Raw genomic sequence first — 17,899 nt, 5'->3', positions numbered from 1 at the left:
TTTGTTCGTCGGACGCGCCTTGAAGGGCTTCCTGCGCGAAATCTCCCCAGCTCCGCCAAGCTGAAGGCACAATTGCAGCCTCTAAGGCAGCTTGACGCATTTCCGGGGGTCGGGGCTGACCGATGATCACCAGACGTGGCTTTCTGCGCCTCATTGGCGGATCGTTCCTGTCCATGGTGTCGTTGAGCGCCTATGCGGTCGGCATTGAGCCGATGCTGCTCGCCCATGTGAAACGCTATTCGCTGACGCCGCCGCACTGGCCCGCGGGCCTCAAGCTGCGCGTCGCAGCACTGGCCGACATTCATGCCTGCCATCCCTGGATGACGTCGGAGCGGATCGCTTCGCTCGTCGAACGGACGAATGCCCTGCAGCCAGACCTGATCGTGCTGCTCGGCGACTATGTCGATGGAATGCGGCTGGTCACGGCCGAAGTGTCTGCACCGGAGTGGGCCGCCGCTTTGTCAGGGCTGAAGGCGCCGCTCGGCGTGCTCTCGATCCTCGGAAATCACGACTGGTGGCACGATCATGCGGCGCAACTGGCCAAGGCCGGGCCGACGGCCGCGCGCAGGGCACTGGAGAGCGTCGGCATCCCGGTGCTGGAAAACGACGTGATGAGGCTGGAGAAGGACGGGCAGGGCTTCTGGATCGCTGGACTCGCGGACCAACTGGCAATCCGGCCGAGCAAAGCCCTGGGCCGCCACGGCTTCAAGGGCCTGGACGACCTCGGCGGGACGCTTGCCAAGGTGCAAGGCGACGAGCCGATCATCCTGCTCGCGCATGAGCCGGACATCTTTCCGAAAGTGCCCTGGCGGGTTTCGCTGACGCTTTCGGGCCACACCCATGGCGGGCAGGTGCGGCTGTTCGGCTATTCGCCGGTCGTGCCGTCCGACTTCGGCAACCGCTACGCTTATGGCCATGTCGTCGAGAACGATCGCAACCTGATCGTTTCCGGCGGGCTCGGCTTCAGCATCATGCCGGTGCGGTTCGGCATGCCGCCGGAGATCCTGCAGATCGATCTCGGGTAGCTCCAGTATTTTTCACGCGGACGGAAAACCGCGCAGGCGCCTAGCGACAGCTGCCCTGCCATCAAGGTCTTGATCATCGCGCCCATCGGTGCCATCCGGTTCTCGCGCCAAAGTTCAGGCTCGAAAAGGAAAGCGCGATGGACGATCATGGTGAATCCGCAGCGCTCAGCGCCGGGCTTTCGGGGGCGCTGACGCAATCCGGCCATCGCCTGATGGCCCGCGTCTACTATGCCGACACCGATTTCTCCGGCGTCGTCTACCATGCGCGCTATCTCGAATTCTTCGAACGCGGGCGCTCGGACTATCTCAGGCTCGCCGGCGTCCATCACATCGAGCTTGCCGATGGCAAGCATGGCGAGCGCATCGTCTGGGTGGTCCGGCGCATGGAAATCGAGTTCCGTTCGCCGGCCCGCATGGACGACATCCTCACCATCGACACGCGCACCGAGGACATTTCGGGCGCCCGCATCCTCATGGCGCAGCAGTTGAAGCGTGGCGGCGAGGTGCTGGTCGAAGCGAAGGTCGAGGCGGCGATCATCGGCGAGAACGGCCGGCCGCGCCGATTTCCGAAGGAATGGGTCGCGGCCTTTATGCCGAAGGCGAACGACTGATCACAGCGAACCGGCTTCCGCCGAATCCCTGTCACGCAGGAGTTGCCCGTTCTGGGACAACGACATGCACCAAAACAACTAAAGCGCGTCGCCTGGACCTGCTTCATCGCGATGTGCACCGATCAGCCCCGTCCAGCATGGCGCCGGCCCGGTGGGCGCGGCAATGCGCCACGCTTCATATCCTAACCCATCCTTAACCATAACGGTTCATGAAGGAATTGGTGAAGATTGGCGCAATTCGTGTGCCTTCCTTTCACCAAGATTTGCCCCGAAAACGCCGCGAAACGGTGCATTCGGGGCTTGTCCCGCGAGCTTCAGGCTTCGCGCGATCGGACCAAAGGGATGCCATGGGCCAGCCGCCAGCGATGCCCGGAAAAATCTTAAGGACGTAGTCATGGAAAACATCGCACTCGCCGACCCGGGCGCGCATTTGTCGATATGGGCCTTGTTCATGCAGGCCGGCTGGGTGGTCAAATTGGTCATGATCGGCTTGCTCTGCGCCTCGATCTGGACCTGGGCAATCATCATCGACAAGCTTGTCGCCTATAGCCGCATGCGGATGGCGCTCAACCGCTTCGAGCAGGTGTTTTGGTCGGGACAGTCGCTCGAGGAGCTCTACCGCACGCTCGCCGACCGCAAGACCACCGGCATGGGCGCGATCTTCGTCGCCGCCATGCGCGAATGGAAGAAGAGCTTCGAGAAGGGCGCCAAATCGGCGCTGGCATTGCAGACCCGCATCGACAAGGCGATGGATCTCGCGCTGACCCGCGAGATGGAAAGGCTGGAGGGTCGGCTCGGCTTCCTCGCCACCACGGGTTCGGCCGCGCCATTCATCGGCTTGTTCGGCACCGTCATCGGCATCATGACCTCCTTCCAGGCGATCGCCGCCTCGAAGAACACCAGCCTCTCGGTCGTGGCGCCCGGCATAGCAGAAGCGCTGCTGGCGACGGCCATCGGCCTGCTCGCGGCCATTCCGGCCGTCATCGCCTACAACAAGCTGTCGTCGGATGCGAACAAGCTCGCCGTGCGCATGGAAGGGTTTGCGGATGAGTTCTCCGCCATACTCTCGCGCCAAATCGATGAAAAAGTCGCGCAGAAGGCCTGAGGTACGATCATGGGTATGTCTGCTGCTAGCGCAGGTGGCATAGGGCGAGGCGGACGCGGCCACCGGCGGCGCGGTCGTCATCATGGCCTGATGTCGGAAATCAACGTCACGCCGATGGTCGACGTGATGCTGGTGCTGCTGATCATCTTCATGGTCGCGGCGCCGCTGCTCACCGTCGGCGTTCCGATCGACCTGCCCGACACGAAAGCCAAGGCGATGAATGTCGACACGCAGCCGATCACGGTGTCGATCAACGCGGCCGGCCAGATCTATCTGCAGGAAACCGAGATCCCGATCGAGGAGCTGGTGGCGAAGCTGCAGGCAATCTCGAAGACCGGCTATGACGAGCGCATCTTCATTCGCGGCGACAAGTCGACGGATTATGGCACTGCCATGAAGGTCATGGCCCGCATTTCAGCCGCCGGCTACAAGAACATCGGCCTGGTTTCGCTGCAGGAACAGGATCAGTAAACGCCAAATGCGGACCGGCCTCACCTCATCGGTCATCTTGCATGCGGTGGCGCTGGCCTTGGGGCTGTTCACGCTGTCCTCGCCGCCCGCCATGCCGGCTTCCGACGTGGAGTCCGTCGCGGTCGACATCGTGCCGATGGAAGCGATCGCGCAGACCCTGCAGGGCGACAAGAAAGCGGTCATGCATGACAAGCCGGCGCCGCTGCCGACCAAGCGCCCGGATATCGTCCCCGACGCGCAGAAGGTCGGCGAGAACAGCGTCGACACCGACAAGCCGGTAACCGACGAGGCCAAGCCGAAGCCGGTCGAGAAGACATCCGCGCCGCCCCCGGCGCCGACGCCGACCGAGAAGCCGGCGGTCGAGGACGTGCCGAAGCCGCAGGAAAAGCCGAAGCCGACCCCGGCGACCGAAGTCGCGCCGACGCCGACACCTAAGGAAGAGGTCAAGCCCGAGCCGGTCAAGCAGACGGAGCCGAAGCCGACACCCGCCAAGGAGCCGACGCCAGCACCGCCGAAGGACACGACCGCCGCCATCCAGAAGGAAGAGGTCAAGCCGGACGCCGTCGCCGAGGCGATCGCCAAGGAGCAGCCGACCGAGGAGGCTAAGCTTCCGGACTCGGCACCCGCCCCTGCAGCGCGGCCGAAGCCGCAGCCCGCTCCCGCCGAAAGCGCCAAGGCGCCGGAACGCAAGGACGCGGAAAAGCCGGTGAAGGAAGCTTCCTCGAAGCCGAAGTCGGATGAAAAGCAGTTCAACGCCGACGAGATTTCAGCACTTCTGGACAAGCAGAAGCCGTCCGGTGGCGGCGCCAAGCGCTCCACCCAGCAGTCGTCGCTCGGCGGCGAGAAGGATCAGGGCCAGAAGCTGTCCAAATCCGAGCAAGGCGCGCTCGAAGCTCAGCTCGGCGGCTGCTGGACCTTGCCCGTTGGACTGGAAGGTTCGGAGAACTTCGTCGTCGTGGTCCGGTTCAATCTCGATACCAACGGCAAGCTCGACGGCCGCCCGTCGGTCGAGCAGTCGAGCGGCAACCGGCAGTTCGACGAAAGCGCAGTGCGCGCGGTTCAAAAATGCGACGTGGCCGGCCTGCAGGTTCCCGCCGGCAAGCAGGATATTTGGAACGACATCCGGGTCACCTTCGACCCAAGGGAGATGCTTGGCCTATAGGCCTTGCGTCGGAACCATCAAAGAAGAGAAGCGAGAAGACATGAGATCTTTCCTCAAGCCGCTCCTGACGATTGCAGCCATGGCGCTGGGCATGACGACCGCCGCCACCTTGCCGGCCTGGGCGCTCGTCGAGCTCAACGTCAACAAGGGCAATGTCGAGCCGCTGCCGATCGCCATCACTGACTTCCAGTCCAATGGTGAGCTCGGCGCCCAGATCACGGAGATCGTCACGGCCGACCTCAAGCGTTCCGGCCTGTTCGCGCCGATCGACAAGAGCGCTTTCATCGAGAAGATCTCCGGCCCGGACGCCACGCCGCGCTTCGACGACTGGAAGGTGATCAATGCGCAGGCGCTGGTCACCGGCAGCGTCGGCAAGGAAGCCGACGGCCGTATCCGCGCCCAGTACCGGCTATGGGACACCTTTGCCGGCCAGCAGATGGCCGGGGAGCAGTTCTTCGCCAATGACGCCAATACCAGGCGCGTCGCCCATATCATCGCCGATGCGATCTACGAGCGGCTGACCGGCGAGAAGGGTTATTTCGATACGCGCGTCGTCTTCGTCGACGAATCCGGCGCCAAGAACGCGCGCAAGAAGCGTCTCGCCATCATGGACCAGGACGGCGCCAACGTCCGCTACCTGTCGGACGGCCGTTCGATCGTGCTGACGCCGCGCTTCTCGCCGAACCGGCAGGAAATCACCTACATGTCCTATGAGAGCGGACAGCCGAAGGTGTATCTGCTGCAGATCGAGACCGGACAGCGCGAGCTGGTCGGCAATTTCCCCGGCATGACGTTCGCGCCGCGCTTTTCGCCCGATGGCCAGAAGGTGATCATGAGCCTGCTGCGCGATGACGGCAACTCCAACATCTTCGCCATGGATCTGAGAAGCCGTTCGACCACGCGGCTCACCGACTCGACCGCCATCGACACCTCGCCCTCCTATTCGCCCGACGGCTCGCAGATCGTCTTCACCTCCGACCGCGGCGGCGGCAGCGGCCGCTCGCAGATCTACGTCATGAGTGCGGACGGCTCCAACCCGCACCGCATCTCGTTCGGCGACGGCGTCTATTCCACGCCGGTGTGGTCGCCGCGCGGCGACCTCATCGCCTTCACCAAGCAGTCGGGCGGCGAGTTCCAGATCGGCGTCATGAAGACCGACGGTTCGGGCGAGCGCATCCTGTCCTCCGGCTTCCAGCAGGAGGGGCCGACCTGGGCGCCGAACGGTCGCGTGCTGATGTTCTTCCGCGACTCCGCCGGCGGGCCGAAGCTGGTCACGGTCGATCTTACCGGCCGCAACGAGCAGCAGATCCCGACCTCGAACTTCGCCTCGGATCCGGCCTGGTCGCCGCTGCTGGAGTAGGCAGAGCAACGGAAGAATTTAAGAACGGCGAACTGACGAACTGAGGAAAATGGAGGACCGGGGGCGCTTGTAAATCTCAGAGAGAAGCTGGCTTAATTTCTTCCTTCAATTCCTCAGTTCTTCAGTTCCTCAATTCCCCCTTTTTTCATGTTTTGGCCGCATTTCCGCCTACGGTCGCCGCGCATTGTGAGCCTAGCTAAATCGGCCGAGGACGGCGGCTCGAAACGAAAAATTAACCGTGTTTCTTGAATGCCGGTTAACCCAAACGTGGTTACTGGGTGATCAACGAAATCACTCGAATGCGAAGGAGAGGCGGCATGGGCCGTATCGCAGCACTTACCAGAAATCCGGCGATGATCGCGCTGGTGGCGGCTCTGGCCATCACCGGCTGCGCCTCGAAGAAGACGCCGAACAGCGCCGCCGATCTCGGCCTCAACGGCGCCGGCTCTGCCACGCCCGGCTCGGCGCAGGACTTCACCGTCAACATCGGCGACCGCATCTTCTTCGACACCGACTCCTCGTCGATCCGCGCCGACGCGCAGACGACGCTGTCGCGCCAGGCGCAGTGGCTCAACCAGTACAGGCAGTATGCCATCGTCATCGAAGGCCATGCCGACGAGCGCGGCACGCGCGAGTACAATCTGGCGCTGGGCGCCCGCCGCGCCGCTGCCACCCGCGACTTCCTGGTTTCGAAGGGCGTCGCAGCCAACCGCCTGAAGACGATCTCCTACGGCAAGGAACGCCCGGTCGCCGTCTGCGACGACATCTCGTGCTGGTCGCAGAACCGCCGCGCCGTCACCACGCTCTCGGGCGCCGGTTCCTGACGCGCCGCACCGGAAATCGATATCGATTTTCGGAAACGCTCATAAGCGCCACAGCGTCCTTGGCGCGTCCGACGACGCGCGGCGCTGTGGGCGGCAAAAATACAACATCGCTGAACGAAAGGCGGCCTCCGAGCCGCCTTTTTCATATGCGACAGCTTGAAACAAAATTTGGCCGAAGTCTCGCGTCCTGCTAAGAGCGCGAGGGCGCTTTATCCCCCTCCGATTTGGAAAGGCGCATCGGGCCAACAGATTTCACGGCGAGAGACATAATGCATTTCAGAACGGTCCTGAGCGGCACGCTTGCGCTGCTGCTCGTATCAAGCATCGCAGGCGTCGCAGCCCCGGCGGACAGCGGGCAATCCTCGGACAGCGGGTTCACTTTCCATCTGCCGACGCTCGGCATTTTCGGCGACAAGAAGAAGACCGAGCAGGCGCAAGTCGCCCAGCAGGACGGCGCCGGCATGACCGGTCTGGAGGATCAGATCCGCCAGATGAACGGCAAGCTTGAGGAGCTCAATTTCCAGATCCTGCAAATGCAGGAGCAGATGCGCAAGCAGCAGGAGGACAACGAGTTCCGCTTCCAGCAGCTCGAAGGCGGCTCGCAGGGCGCGAAGCCAACGGGCCAAAAGAAGTCGGAGGCCGCGCCGCAGGACGGCAGCAACGGCAACACGAATATGGGCGATGCTGGCGCCGGCGACAGCGGCACCGATACCAACGTGGCAACGGCTCCGGCGACGCAAGCTCCGCCCGGCACGGCTCCGCAGGACGATGGCGGCGGCAAGAGCGTCGGCGACGTCATCGTCGAGTCTCAGACCGGCGACCCGGGCAAGTTGATCACCGGCGCGCCGCCGAAGACCTTCGGCACCATCACCGTCGACAAGAACGGCAATGTCGTCAATGCCGACCCCGCCCCGCAGGCGGGCTCGCAGACGGAAGCTCCCGCGGCTACGGCAAACGCGCCTGCCGCGGAGACCGGCAGCAAGGCTGGCAAAGGCAAGTCCGGCGGCACGGTCATGGCCTCGCTGCCCTCGACCAACAATCCGGACGAACTCTACCGCAACTCCTACCAGTTCATCCTGTCGGGCGACTATCCCACCGCCGAGCAGGGGTTCCGCGACCATATCTCGCGCTTCCCCAAGGACGCCAAGGCGGCGGACGCGCATTACTGGCTGGGCGAATCCCTGCTTGGCCAGCAGAAATACCGCGACGCGGCGGAGGTTTTCCTGGCCGCCAGCAAGGATTATCCGAAGGCCAAGAAGGCGCCCGACATGCTGCTCAAGCTCGGCGTATCGCTGGTCGGCCTCAAGCAGAACGACGTGGCCTGCGCCACTTTCAACGAGATCGGCAAGCGCTACCCGGATGTTTCCGGCACGCTGAAGGAACGCATCAAGCAGGAAAAGGCGCTGGCCTCGTGCTAGCTTGCGTGTCGTTGTCCCAGAATCGGGACCGCTTGTGGACGACGCGCAGTGATGTTCGGTACCGAGACTGACCTTTCGGATCGCCTTTTCCAAGACTTCGACTTCTCCCACGGCGCCGTTGCGGCCGTGTCCGGCGGCAGCGACTCGACCGCCCTTCTCCATCTGCTCAAGCACCACCTCGACCGTACCCTGCCCGCGGCAAGGCTGCTTGCGGTGACGATCGATCATGACCTCAGACCAAGCTCGGCGGCCGAAGCGCAAGCTGTCGCCCGGCTTTGCGCCGAGCACGGCATCGCGCATTGCACGCTCGTCTGGTCCGGCCGCAAGCCATCGACCGGCTTGCCGGCCGCCGCGCGCGAGGCGCGCTACCGGCTGCTGGCCGAGGCAGCCGAAGCGGAAGGCATCCGAACGGTGGTGACCGGACATACCGCCGACGACCAGGCCGAGACCGTGCTGATGCGGCAAGCTCGTGAAGGGGATGCACGCAACGAGGATCCACGCGACGGCCGCGGCCTCGCCGGCATGGCGCCCGCGACGCTCTACGATTGGCGGGTCTGGATCGCCCGCCCGCTGCTCGCCACGCGCCGCGCGGCATTGCGGGAGATGCTGAAGCGTCGCGGCATCGGCTGGACCGAGGATCCGACCAATGTCGACCGGCGCTTCGAGCGGCCGCGCCTGCGCATCTCGCTCACGGGCGGGGCCGGCGAGGCGCGCCTCATGGAAGCAATCGCCAAGGCCGGACAGGCAGCCGCCGAGCGCGAGAACCTCGGCCAGCGTGCGGCGGCGCTGATCGGCGCCTTCGCTCGCCAGCCGGCTCCGGGGCTCATCCGCCTCGATCGCGATTTCGCAAGTGGTGAGGATAGCGAAGCCGCCGTCTATGCATTTCGCATCCTGCTCGCCACGGTCGGCGGCGTCACGTTCCTTGTCGACGAGGCGCGTTGCCGGGCGCTGTTCGAGCATCTGCGGTCGGGGACGCTTTGCGCCACATTGTCGCGGACGGTGGTCGACGCGCGCCGCACCGGCATTTTCCTCCACCGCGAGGCCCGCAATCTGCCCGCAGTTCCGGCTGCTGAGCAGGCCCTATGGGACGGTCGGCGGAGGATCACATTGAGCGACAGGCCGAGCGGGTTGGTGATCGCGCCAGCAGGTCCCGGCGCCGCCAAGCGATTTACCCCGGAAGGCGACGTTCCGGCGAGCTTGCTGCGCAAGGCGCTGGCCGCCGAGCCCGCGCTGTGGCGCGGCGGCGAACGCCTTGATTTGGCTGGCGGTGATGCCGCGCCGGCGGCGACGGCGATCGTTCCTGCGGTGTCGCCCTTCACCCGCTTCCTGCCGTCCTTCGATCTCCGGCCCGCTGCCGCCGTCGCCGCGCTGATCGGCGCGCCGCCGCTGCCGCCCTCGCCTTTTCGCGGCCATGATCCCGGCGGAGCATGGGCGAAAGCTTAACCGAGGCATGCTGTTCTGCTTGGCAAGGGGAGACGCTCTCCCTATGTTAGGCCCAAGCCTCCAATCACCATCGTGGGTCCGCGCGCGGACGCCAACAGGACAATAGATGAATCCGAATTATCGCAACCTCGCGCTCTGGGCGATCATAGCGGTCCTGCTCATCGCCCTGTTCAATCTTTTCCAGACGCCGCAGACGCGCGGCGCTTCGAGCGAGATTGCCTATTCGCAGTTCCTGCAGGATGTGTCTTCCGGCCGGGTCAAGAGCGTGACGATCGCCGGCGCCCGTATCTCGGGCAACTATACGGACAACGCCAACGGCTTCCAGACCTATTCGCCGGGCGATCCGTCGCTGGTCTCCAGGCTGCAGGACAAGAACGTCACCATCAATGCGCGGCCTGAAAGCGACGGTTCGAACTCGCTGTTCGGCTATCTGATCTCGTGGCTGCCGATGATCCTGATCCTCGGCGTGTGGATATTCTTCATGCGCCAGATGCAGTCCGGCTCCGGCCGCGCCATGGGCTTCGGCAAGTCGAAGGCGAAGTTGCTCACCGAGGCGCATGGCCGCGTCACCTTCCAGGACGTCGCCGGCGTCGACGAGGCCAAGGAGGACCTGGAGGAGATCGTCGAGTTCCTGCGCGATCCGCAGAAGTTCCAGCGGCTCGGCGGCAAGATCCCGCGCGGCGTGCTGCTGGTCGGCCCTCCCGGAACCGGCAAGACGCTGCTCGCCCGCTCCGTCGCAGGCGAGGCCAACGTGCCGTTCTTCACCATCTCCGGCTCGGATTTCGTCGAGATGTTCGTCGGCGTCGGCGCAAGCCGGGTGCGCGACATGTTCGACCAGGCCAAGAAGAACGCCCCCTGCATCATCTTCATCGACGAAATCGACGCCGTCGGCCGCCATCGCGGCGCCGGCCTCGGCGGCGGCAATGACGAGCGCGAGCAGACGCTGAACCAGCTGCTGGTCGAGATGGACGGCTTCGAGTCCAACGAAAGCATCATCCTGATCGCCGCCACCAACCGGCCCGACGTGCTCGACCCGGCGCTGCTCAGGCCGGGCCGCTTCGACCGCCAGGTGGTCGTGCCCAACCCCGACATCCTCGGCCGCGAGAAGATCCTCAAGGTGCATGTGCGCAACGTGCCGCTGGCGCCCAATGTCGACCTCAAGGTCATCGCGCGCGGCACGCCCGGCTTCTCCGGCGCCGACCTGATGAACCTGGTCAACGAATCCGCGCTGATGGCGGCGCGTCGCAACAAGCGGCTCGTCACCATGGCCGAGTTCGAGGACGCCAAGGACAAGATCATGATGGGCGCCGAGCGCCGCTCGTCGGCGATGACGCAGGCCGAGAAGGAGCTGACCGCCTATCACGAGGCAGGCCACGCCATCCTGGCGCTCAACGTGCCGACGGCCGATCCGCTGCACAAGGCGACCATCATCCCGCGCGGCCGCGCGCTCGGCATGGTCATGCAGCTGCCGGAAGGCGACCGCTATTCGATGAGCTACAAATACATGATCTCGAGGCTGGCGATCATGATGGGCGGCCGCGTCGCCGAGGAGTTCAAGTTCGGCAAGGAGAACATCACCTCCGGCGCCTCCTCCGACATCGAGCAGGCGACCAAGCTGGCGCGCGCCATGGTCACGCGCTGGGGCTTCTCCGACAAGCTCGGCCATGTCGCCTATGGCGACAACCAGGAAGAGGTCTTCCTCGGCCATTCGGTGGCGCGCCAGCAGAACATCTCGGAAGAGACCGCGCAGATCATCGACGCCGAGGTGCGCCGGCTGATCGACGATGCCTATTCCACCGCCAAGACCGTGCTGACCAAGAAGAAGAAGGACTGGATCGCGCTGGCCGAAGGGCTGCTCGAATACGAGACCCTGACCGGCGAGGAGATCAAGCAGCTGATCGCTGGCCACAAGCCCGCCCGCGACCTTGGCGACGACACGCCGCCCAGCCGCGGCTCGGCTGTGCCGAAAGCCGGCACCGGCGGCCGTCGCAAGAAGGGCCCCGAGCCCGAAGGCGGCATGGAGCCGCAGCCGCAGGGCTAAGGCTCGATCGAAAACGAAACATAAAAACGACGCCGCGGCTCAGACCGCGGCGTTGTTGTTTGCGAGGTCACAGACGATTGGCGAGTCGCTCGCGGACCGCACCTGCAAGATCGGCGTCCGGCGCAAGCGCCAATCTTCCTTCTGGCTCATCACGCTTCTGGCCTCGCATGGCACCCCGAACCTCCCGCGCAAAACGCACGAAACTGTTCGCGATGTCTTCGCACACCTGTTCGCGATGTCCTCAGTCCATATAGGGGGAGATTGGTAGCTTCGCCGGCGGGGGTTCTTTTGCGGCGCCGATATGCCTCTTTAAGCGCGTCCAACGAAAAAGCCCGCGCATCTCGCGATGCGCGGGCCTTGGTCTTGGAGGTAAGCGCTGAGCGATCAGCTCTTCAGCTTGGCGTTGCAGAGGCTGTAGAAGCCGCCGCCCTTCTGGATCCACCGCAGGCCGTTCAGCGTGTTGGCGTCCTTGTTGGCATAGTACTGCTCGAGGCAGGTGTGCATGCGGGCCTTGGCCGGCGTCTCGTTGGCGAATTTCGGCGAGATGGCGGTCGGGAAGGTCACGCCCTTCGGCGCAGCCACGCTGGGCTTTGCCGGTTCCTTGGTGAAAGTCGCCTCGGTCGGAGCCGGCACGGTGTCGTCGTCGTCGCCGGCGCCGCATTCGGTCTTGCGGAAGTCGTTCCACTTCATGCCGTTGAGCTTGTTGGCGGTCTTGGCAGCCTGGTACTTGCTGCTGCATTCGGCCATGGTCAGGCCCTTGGCCGAACCACCGTCAGCGGCGGTGGAAGTCTTGCTGGTGGCAGGTTTGGCGGTTGCCGCAGCAGTGGCGCCGGGGCCGCATTCAGCCTTGCGGAAATCGTTCCACTTCATGCCGTTCAGCGTGCCGGCCGCCTTAGCGGCCTGATACTTGGTGCTGCATTCCTTTGCGGTCAGGCCCTTGGCCGTGTCGTCCGAGGCAGCTGCCGTCTTTGCCTTCTTGGTGTCAGAAGCCTTGGTCTCGGTCGCAGCCTTGGTCTCAGTCGCCGCCTTGGTGTCGGTCGCCGCCTTGGTGTCGGTCGTGGCGGAAGCGTCGCTGCCGCACTGGGCCTTGCGGAACTGGTTCCAGGTCTGGCCATTGAGCGTTCCGGCGTCCTTGGCCGCGTTGTACTTGGTGCTGCACTCGGCCATGGTCAGCGCGTTGGCCGGCGCCGCCAGGAACAGGGTTGCGACGGCGATGCCCGTCAATGCTGCAAGTCTATGAATAAGCATGGCGTTTTTCTCCCTTGCTGCCGCCAAATGGTGCCTATACCAAATCAATAGCTCTCAACTTCGGGCTGCGCCAGATGCTTCCCGCGCGGATGCCCTCACAAAGTGTGTTCCTGCCGACAAGGTGCTAAATTGCTGGCGCTCGGTTCGAGCAAATAAGGTTTTTACAACCGTGTCGGGCGGAAAAGCTGTCTGGGCTTCTATATTCCCGTTACAACGAGAGGTCGTGGCAGGCCGCCGAATCACTTGACCCGTCCGCGACAATGATTTTCTAAGCAATGGTAATATATAATCACGAAACGTGATGATCGGATGCGGCCCAATTGTGGCAATACGGGCGGCTGAAAACGACGGGGACTTTGGCAGGTATGGCAGGGCAGTATTTCGGCACCGACGGCATTCGCGGACGCGCCAACAAGTTTCCCATGACGGCCGAGGTGGCCATGCGGGTGGGTATGGCCGCCGGCCTTTCTTTCCAGCGGGGCAACCATCGGCACCGCGTCGTGCTCGGCAAGGACACGCGGCTTTCCGGCTACATGATCGAGAACGCGATGGTGTCAGGCCTGTGCGCCGCCGGCATGGACGTGTTCCTGCTCGGGCCGATTCCGACACCGGCGGTCGCCATGCTGGTGCGCTCGCTGCGCGCCGACATCGGGGTGATGATCTCGGCCTCGCATAACCCCTATTACGACAACGGCATCAAGCTGTTCGGCCCCGACGGCTATAAGCTCTCCGACGAGATCGAGGAGCGAATCGAAGGCATGCTCGACAAGGACATCGAGTTGTCGCTTGCCGATTCCGACGGGCTGGGGCGTGCCAAGCGCGTCGACGGCGTCCACGACCGCTATATCGAATTCGCCAAGCGCACGCTGCCGCGCTCGATGTCGCTTTCCGGGCTTCGGATCGTCGTCGATTGCGCGAACGGCGCCTCCTACAAGGTGGCGCCGGAGGCGCTGTGGGAGCTCGGCGCCGAGGTGGTCGCCATCAATGTCGAGCCGAACGGCTTCAACATCAACAAGGAGTGCGGCTCGACCCATCCGGCCGGCCTGCAGAAGAAGGTGCACGAGGTGCGCGCCGATATCGGCATCGCGCTCGACGGCGACGCCGACCGTGTGGTCATCGTCGACGAGAACGGCGCCATCGTCGACGGCGACCAGATCATGGCGCTGATCGCCGAGTCCTGGCACCAGAGCGGACGGCTGGCCGGCGGCGGCGTCGTCTCGACGGTGATGTCCAATCTCGGTCTCGAGCGTTTCCTTGGCGACATGAAGCTGCAGCTGCACCGCACCAAGGTCGGCGACCGCTATGTCGTCGAGCACATGCGCGCGCATGGCCTCAATGTCGGTGGGGAGCAGTCCGGCCATATCGTGCTGTCCGATTTCTCGACCACCGGCGACGGCCTGGTTTCGGCGCTGCAGGTGCTGGCCTGCATCAAGCGGCAGAACCGGCCGGTCAGCGAGCTGTCGAAAAAGTTCGAGCCGGTGCCTCAGCTTCTGAAGAACGTCCGCATCTCCGGCGGCAAGCCGCTGGAGGAGGCGCCGGTCAAGGCAGCCATCGAGGAAGGGCGCAACCGCCTGGGCAAGGCCGGCCGCCTCGTTATCCGGCCGTCCGGCACCGAGCCGCTCATCCGCGTCATGGCCGAAGGCGACGATCCGCAGCTGGTCGAGGCCGTCGTCAACGAGATCGTCGGTATCATCTCGGATACCCGCAGCGCCGCCTGATCGCCGCCGCAAACCGGACGATCGCACCTGCAAGCCCGCCGCCAGGCGGGCTTTTTCGCGCGCGCGCAACACCCCCGGACAACGGAATACCCTCTAAAATTGTAGGCATTCGTGGTTAATCGGTACGGTTAAACGGCTTTTAACCTTTGCAATTCATTATCCACGCCGAGGTTCATCTTCGGGCGATGTCGTCCCGAGGCTTCTTAGGGGTGACAGCATGTTCGATACCGCAAGAATGGCACTGTTTGCCGCGCTGTTGGCGGGAGTGGCCGGACCGGCCCTCGCCGCCGACCTAGGGGAACCACCGCCGGTGGAGGAAGCTCCGCCGCCGCTGGTCGAGGCTCAGCCGATCGACGTCGGCGGCTGGTATATTCGCGGCGACATCGACTACCACAAGTCGACCTTGCGCGGCATCGACTACATTACATACGGGCCACCGCCCGGCACCAACGATTTCGATTTCGGCAAGCTGAAGGGTGGCTTCTCGCTCGGCGGCGGCGTCGGCTACAAGATCAATGATTACTTCCGAACCGATCTGACGGCCGACTATTGGTTCAAGTCGGACTTCAACGGCCAGACCTCGGACCTCGTCACGACATCAACCGAGGTGTCGAGGATGAGCGCGCTGCTGCTGTTGGCCAATGCCTATGTCGATATCGGCACCTATCACGGTATCACGCCTTACGTCGGCGCCGGCATCGGCGGTGCGCACGTCAAGTGGGACACGGTCCACGACCCGAACACCACAGAAACCAACCCGGGTTCGTCCAACTGGCGCTTCGCCTATGCGCTCATGGCCGGCGCTTCCTACTGCCTGACCGACAGGGTGATCCTCGACGCTGGCTACCGCTTCACTCACATCCAGGGCGGGCGCATGTTCGAGTTCGATTCGACGAGTTCCGGGCCGGGGTTCGACCACGGCATCAACACGCATGAGGTGCGCGGCGGTCTGCGCTACCAGTTTGGCGGCAACAATGGGTGCGCTACACCGGTGGCCTACCAGCCTGAGCCGGAGCCGATCTACACCAAGTAGCCGCTTCGAGATCCTGAAATTCTGCCGATCGCCCGGCGCCAGCCGGGCGATTTTCTTTTGTGGGGGGCCGGTAAAACAGCATCGAAATCAATTCGGTAACTCCCTGTTATCCTTAACCGGCACTTAACCACTATGGTTAACAATGCTCCTGAAACGGCAGCTGTGCTCGCGTTCGCGACTGGTGCCAATCTCAGGAGCCGGGGACCATGACATCAAAATCGCGTATCGCACTGGCGCTCGCCGCAATCGTGCTGATGCCGGCGACACAGGCGGTGTCGGCCGACTACGATCCGCCGATCTATGTCGACCAGGCGCCGGACTATCAGCCGGTCGAGGTAGGCTCTGGCTGGTACCTCCGCGGCGACGTCGGCTACGCTTTCAGCCACCCGTTCAAGCATGAGGAAACCTCGTCGGGACCGCTCAACAGCTTCAGCGATGAGTCCAGCTTGTTCAGCGGCAGCATCGGCATGGGCTATCACGTCAACGACTACCTGCGGGTCGAGTTGAACGGTGGAATCCTGCCGACCGACAAATTCGCCGCCCATGACAGACTGGGAGCCACCTGCGACGGGCACACGCTTGTGGACGACGGTTTCGGAACGATCAATTCCGTTGCGACCAGCCAGGCCTGCGACCTTTCCGACAACGCTTCCAACAAGGGCTACAGCATCATGGCCAATGGCTATGTAGACCTGGGCACCTATGTCGGGCTTACGCCCTATATCGGCGGCGGCATCGGGCTCGCCTACAACAAATACTACAGAAGCATCGGCGCGCGCGACTGCGTGGAGGTTCCTACGAACAGCGCCGGCACCGGCGGATTTTTCTGCGACGATCCGGCCGGCTATGAAGGGCAGACCGATACTGCGGCAAAGTTCAATCTGGCCTATTCCATCGGCGCAGGGCTCTCTTACCAGGTCACGAAGAACGTTTCGGTCGATCTCGGCTACGAATACTTTTCCGTCCCAGCGGCGAAATACGTCGCCTATGATGGTGGCGCTTTCAATATCCGCAAGGGCATTGACTATCAGACGGTCAAGCTCGGGCTGCGCTACGATCTTTGGTGAGCGAGGGAATTCGGAAATTGCCGCCGGCGGATCGAGCGGTCCGCCGTTCTTTTTCGTTTCCGGCGCGTGGTGCCGTGAGACAAATATCCCGACAGCGACAAAAACTTTGCTCTTGACGCCGAAAGCCTGAAAGCATATCGCCGTCCGTGGGCCACCCCTCCCCAACGAGGGGCCACTATCTGGAAGGATAGACCACGATGACGACGCTTACCAAGCCCGGACTCCGTCCGGCAAACCCCAATTTCTCCTCAGGTCCCTGTGCAAAACGCCCCGGCTGGTCGGTCGAGGCGCTGGAAGCTGCTGCGCTCGGACGCTCCCACCGCGCCAAGATCGGCAAGGGCAAGCTCGAACAGGCGATCGAGCTGACGCGCGAAATCCTCAAGGTCCCGGCCGGTTACCGGATCGGCATCGTGCCGGCATCCGATACCGGCGCGGTCGAGATGGCACTGTGGTCGCTGCTTGGCGAGCGCGGCGTCGACATGGTCGCCTGGGAAAGTTTCGGTTCCGGCTGGGTGACCGATGTCGTCAAGCAGCTCAAGCTCGCCGATGTGCGCAAGTTCGAGGCCGGCTACGGCGTGTTGCCGGATCTGACGCAGATCGATTTCGATCGCGACGTGGTCTTCACCTGGAACGGCACGACCTCCGGCGTGCGCGTGCCGGACGGCGATTTCATTCCGACCGACCGCAAGGGACTCACCATCTGCGACGCCACCTCGGCGGCGTTCGCGCAGCGGCTCGACTTCGATAAACTCGACGTCGTCACCTTCTCCTGGCAGAAGGTGCTGGGCGGCGAGGGCGCGCACGGCATGCTGATCCTCAGCCCGCGCGCCGTCGAGCGGCTGGAAACCTACAAGCCGGCCTGGCCGCTGCCGAAGATCTTCCGCCTGACTTCCGGCGGCAAGCTGATCGAGGGCATCTTTAAGGGCGAGACCATCAACACGCCGTCGATGCTGTGCGTCGAGGACTATCTCGATGCGCTTCAATGGGCGAAGTCGATCGGCGGCCTGGAAGCGCTGATCGCCCGCGCCGACGCCAACGCCGCGGTGCTGGACCGGTTCGTGGCCAGGTCGTCGTGGCTCGGCCATCTGGCCGTCGATCCGGCGACGCGCTCAAACACTTCCGTGTGCCTGTCCTTCACCGATCCGGACGTGGCGGCGCTCGATGCCGACGGTCAGGCGGCTTTCGCCAAAGGTATCGTCTCGACGCTCGACAAGGAAGATGTCGCCTACGACATCGGCTCCTACCGCGATGCGCCGCCCGGCCTTCGCATCTGGTGCGGCGCGACCGTCGAGACCTCCGATCTCGAAGCACTGCTGCCCTGGCTCGACTGGGCCTTCGCCATGCAGAAGGCGTCGCTGAAAGCGGCCGCCTGA

At 63.9% G+C, this 17,899-nt stretch carries 15 protein-coding genes; 14 read left to right on the top strand and 1 reads right to left on the bottom strand.

Translation table 11 applies throughout. The features are described 5' to 3' along the window. Positions 1-122: 122 nt before the first annotated feature. From EOD29_RS16480 to ftsH, 10 genes are all read left to right on the top strand, one after another. Complete coding sequence (locus EOD29_RS16480; RefSeq protein ID WP_127247218.1) at positions 123-1,025, top strand: metallophosphoesterase; 903 nt, start codon at positions 123-125, stop codon at positions 1,023-1,025. A 137-nt stretch (positions 1,026-1,162) separates the two neighbouring features. Further along, complete coding sequence (gene ybgC / locus EOD29_RS16475; protein WP_127247217.1) at positions 1,163-1,636, top strand: tol-pal system-associated acyl-CoA thioesterase; 474 nt, start codon at positions 1,163-1,165, stop codon at positions 1,634-1,636. A 394-nt stretch (positions 1,637-2,030) separates the two neighbouring features. Further along, positions 2,031-2,741, top strand: coding sequence for a protein TolQ (gene tolQ / locus EOD29_RS16470; protein WP_067001789.1), 711 nt, complete (start codon positions 2,031-2,033; stop codon positions 2,739-2,741). A gap of 9 nt (positions 2,742-2,750) precedes the next feature. Continuing rightward, on the top strand, positions 2,751-3,212 hold the full coding sequence (gene tolR / locus EOD29_RS16465; RefSeq protein WP_067319458.1) for a protein TolR: 462 nt from the start codon (positions 2,751-2,753) through the stop codon (positions 3,210-3,212). Positions 3,213-3,219: 7 nt separating this feature from the next. After that, positions 3,220-4,374: a cell envelope integrity protein TolA gene (locus EOD29_RS16460; protein WP_127247216.1), complete on the top strand. Its 1,155-nt coding sequence runs from the start codon at positions 3,220-3,222 to the stop codon at positions 4,372-4,374. A gap of 79 nt (positions 4,375-4,453) precedes the next feature. Beyond that, positions 4,454-5,734 carry a Tol-Pal system beta propeller repeat protein TolB gene (gene tolB, locus EOD29_RS16455; protein WP_245475358.1) on the top strand — a complete coding sequence of 427 codons (1,281 nt, stop codon included), beginning with the start codon at positions 4,454-4,456 and terminating at the stop codon, positions 5,732-5,734. A 317-nt stretch (positions 5,735-6,051) separates the two neighbouring features. Next, positions 6,052-6,558 carry a peptidoglycan-associated lipoprotein Pal gene (gene pal, locus EOD29_RS16450; RefSeq protein ID WP_067001802.1) on the top strand — a complete coding sequence of 169 codons (507 nt, stop codon included), beginning with the start codon at positions 6,052-6,054 and terminating at the stop codon, positions 6,556-6,558. A gap of 269 nt (positions 6,559-6,827) precedes the next feature. Next, positions 6,828-7,976, top strand: coding sequence for a tol-pal system protein YbgF (gene ybgF, locus EOD29_RS16445; protein ID WP_127247214.1), 1,149 nt, complete (start codon positions 6,828-6,830; stop codon positions 7,974-7,976). A gap of 51 nt (positions 7,977-8,027) precedes the next feature. After that, positions 8,028-9,419, top strand: coding sequence for a tRNA lysidine(34) synthetase TilS (gene tilS, locus EOD29_RS16440; RefSeq protein ID WP_127247213.1), 1,392 nt, complete (start codon positions 8,028-8,030; stop codon positions 9,417-9,419). Between the two features lie 106 nt (positions 9,420-9,525). Beyond that, positions 9,526-11,460, top strand: a complete 1,935-nt coding sequence (gene ftsH, locus EOD29_RS16435; protein ID WP_127247212.1) for an ATP-dependent zinc metalloprotease FtsH — start codon at positions 9,526-9,528, stop codon at positions 11,458-11,460. A 384-nt stretch (positions 11,461-11,844) separates the two neighbouring features. On the opposite strand, the gene EOD29_RS16430 is transcribed toward ftsH, so the two are convergent. Then, positions 11,845-12,708, bottom strand: coding sequence for a hypothetical protein (locus EOD29_RS16430; protein ID WP_127247211.1), 864 nt, complete (start codon positions 12,706-12,708; stop codon positions 11,845-11,847). Between the two features lie 365 nt (positions 12,709-13,073). Between EOD29_RS16430 and glmM the strand changes: the two genes are divergently transcribed. The 4 genes from glmM (at position 13,074) to EOD29_RS16410 (ending at position 17,899) form a co-directional block, all read left to right on the top strand. Continuing rightward, positions 13,074-14,426, top strand: coding sequence for a phosphoglucosamine mutase (gene glmM / locus EOD29_RS16425; protein ID WP_067001816.1), 1,353 nt, complete (start codon positions 13,074-13,076; stop codon positions 14,424-14,426). Between the two features lie 217 nt (positions 14,427-14,643). Beyond that, positions 14,644-15,459 (top strand): outer membrane protein, encoded by an 816-nt coding sequence (locus tag EOD29_RS16420; protein WP_067319446.1) that lies wholly within the window; start codon positions 14,644-14,646, stop codon positions 15,457-15,459. A 206-nt stretch (positions 15,460-15,665) separates the two neighbouring features. Next, positions 15,666-16,526, top strand: a complete 861-nt coding sequence (locus EOD29_RS16415) for an outer membrane protein (RefSeq protein ID WP_067319444.1) — start codon at positions 15,666-15,668, stop codon at positions 16,524-16,526. 197 nt (positions 16,527-16,723) lie between these two features. After that, positions 16,724-17,899 (top strand): phosphoserine transaminase, encoded by a 1,176-nt coding sequence (locus EOD29_RS16410; protein WP_067319442.1) that lies wholly within the window; start codon positions 16,724-16,726, stop codon positions 17,897-17,899.

The organism is Mesorhizobium sp. M1A.T.Ca.IN.004.03.1.1 (assembly GCF_003997555.1).
Taxonomy (GTDB): domain Bacteria; phylum Pseudomonadota; class Alphaproteobacteria; order Rhizobiales; family Rhizobiaceae; genus Mesorhizobium.
Note: the sequence above shows the minus strand (reverse complement) of the source record. Positions and strands in the feature narration are given on the sequence as shown.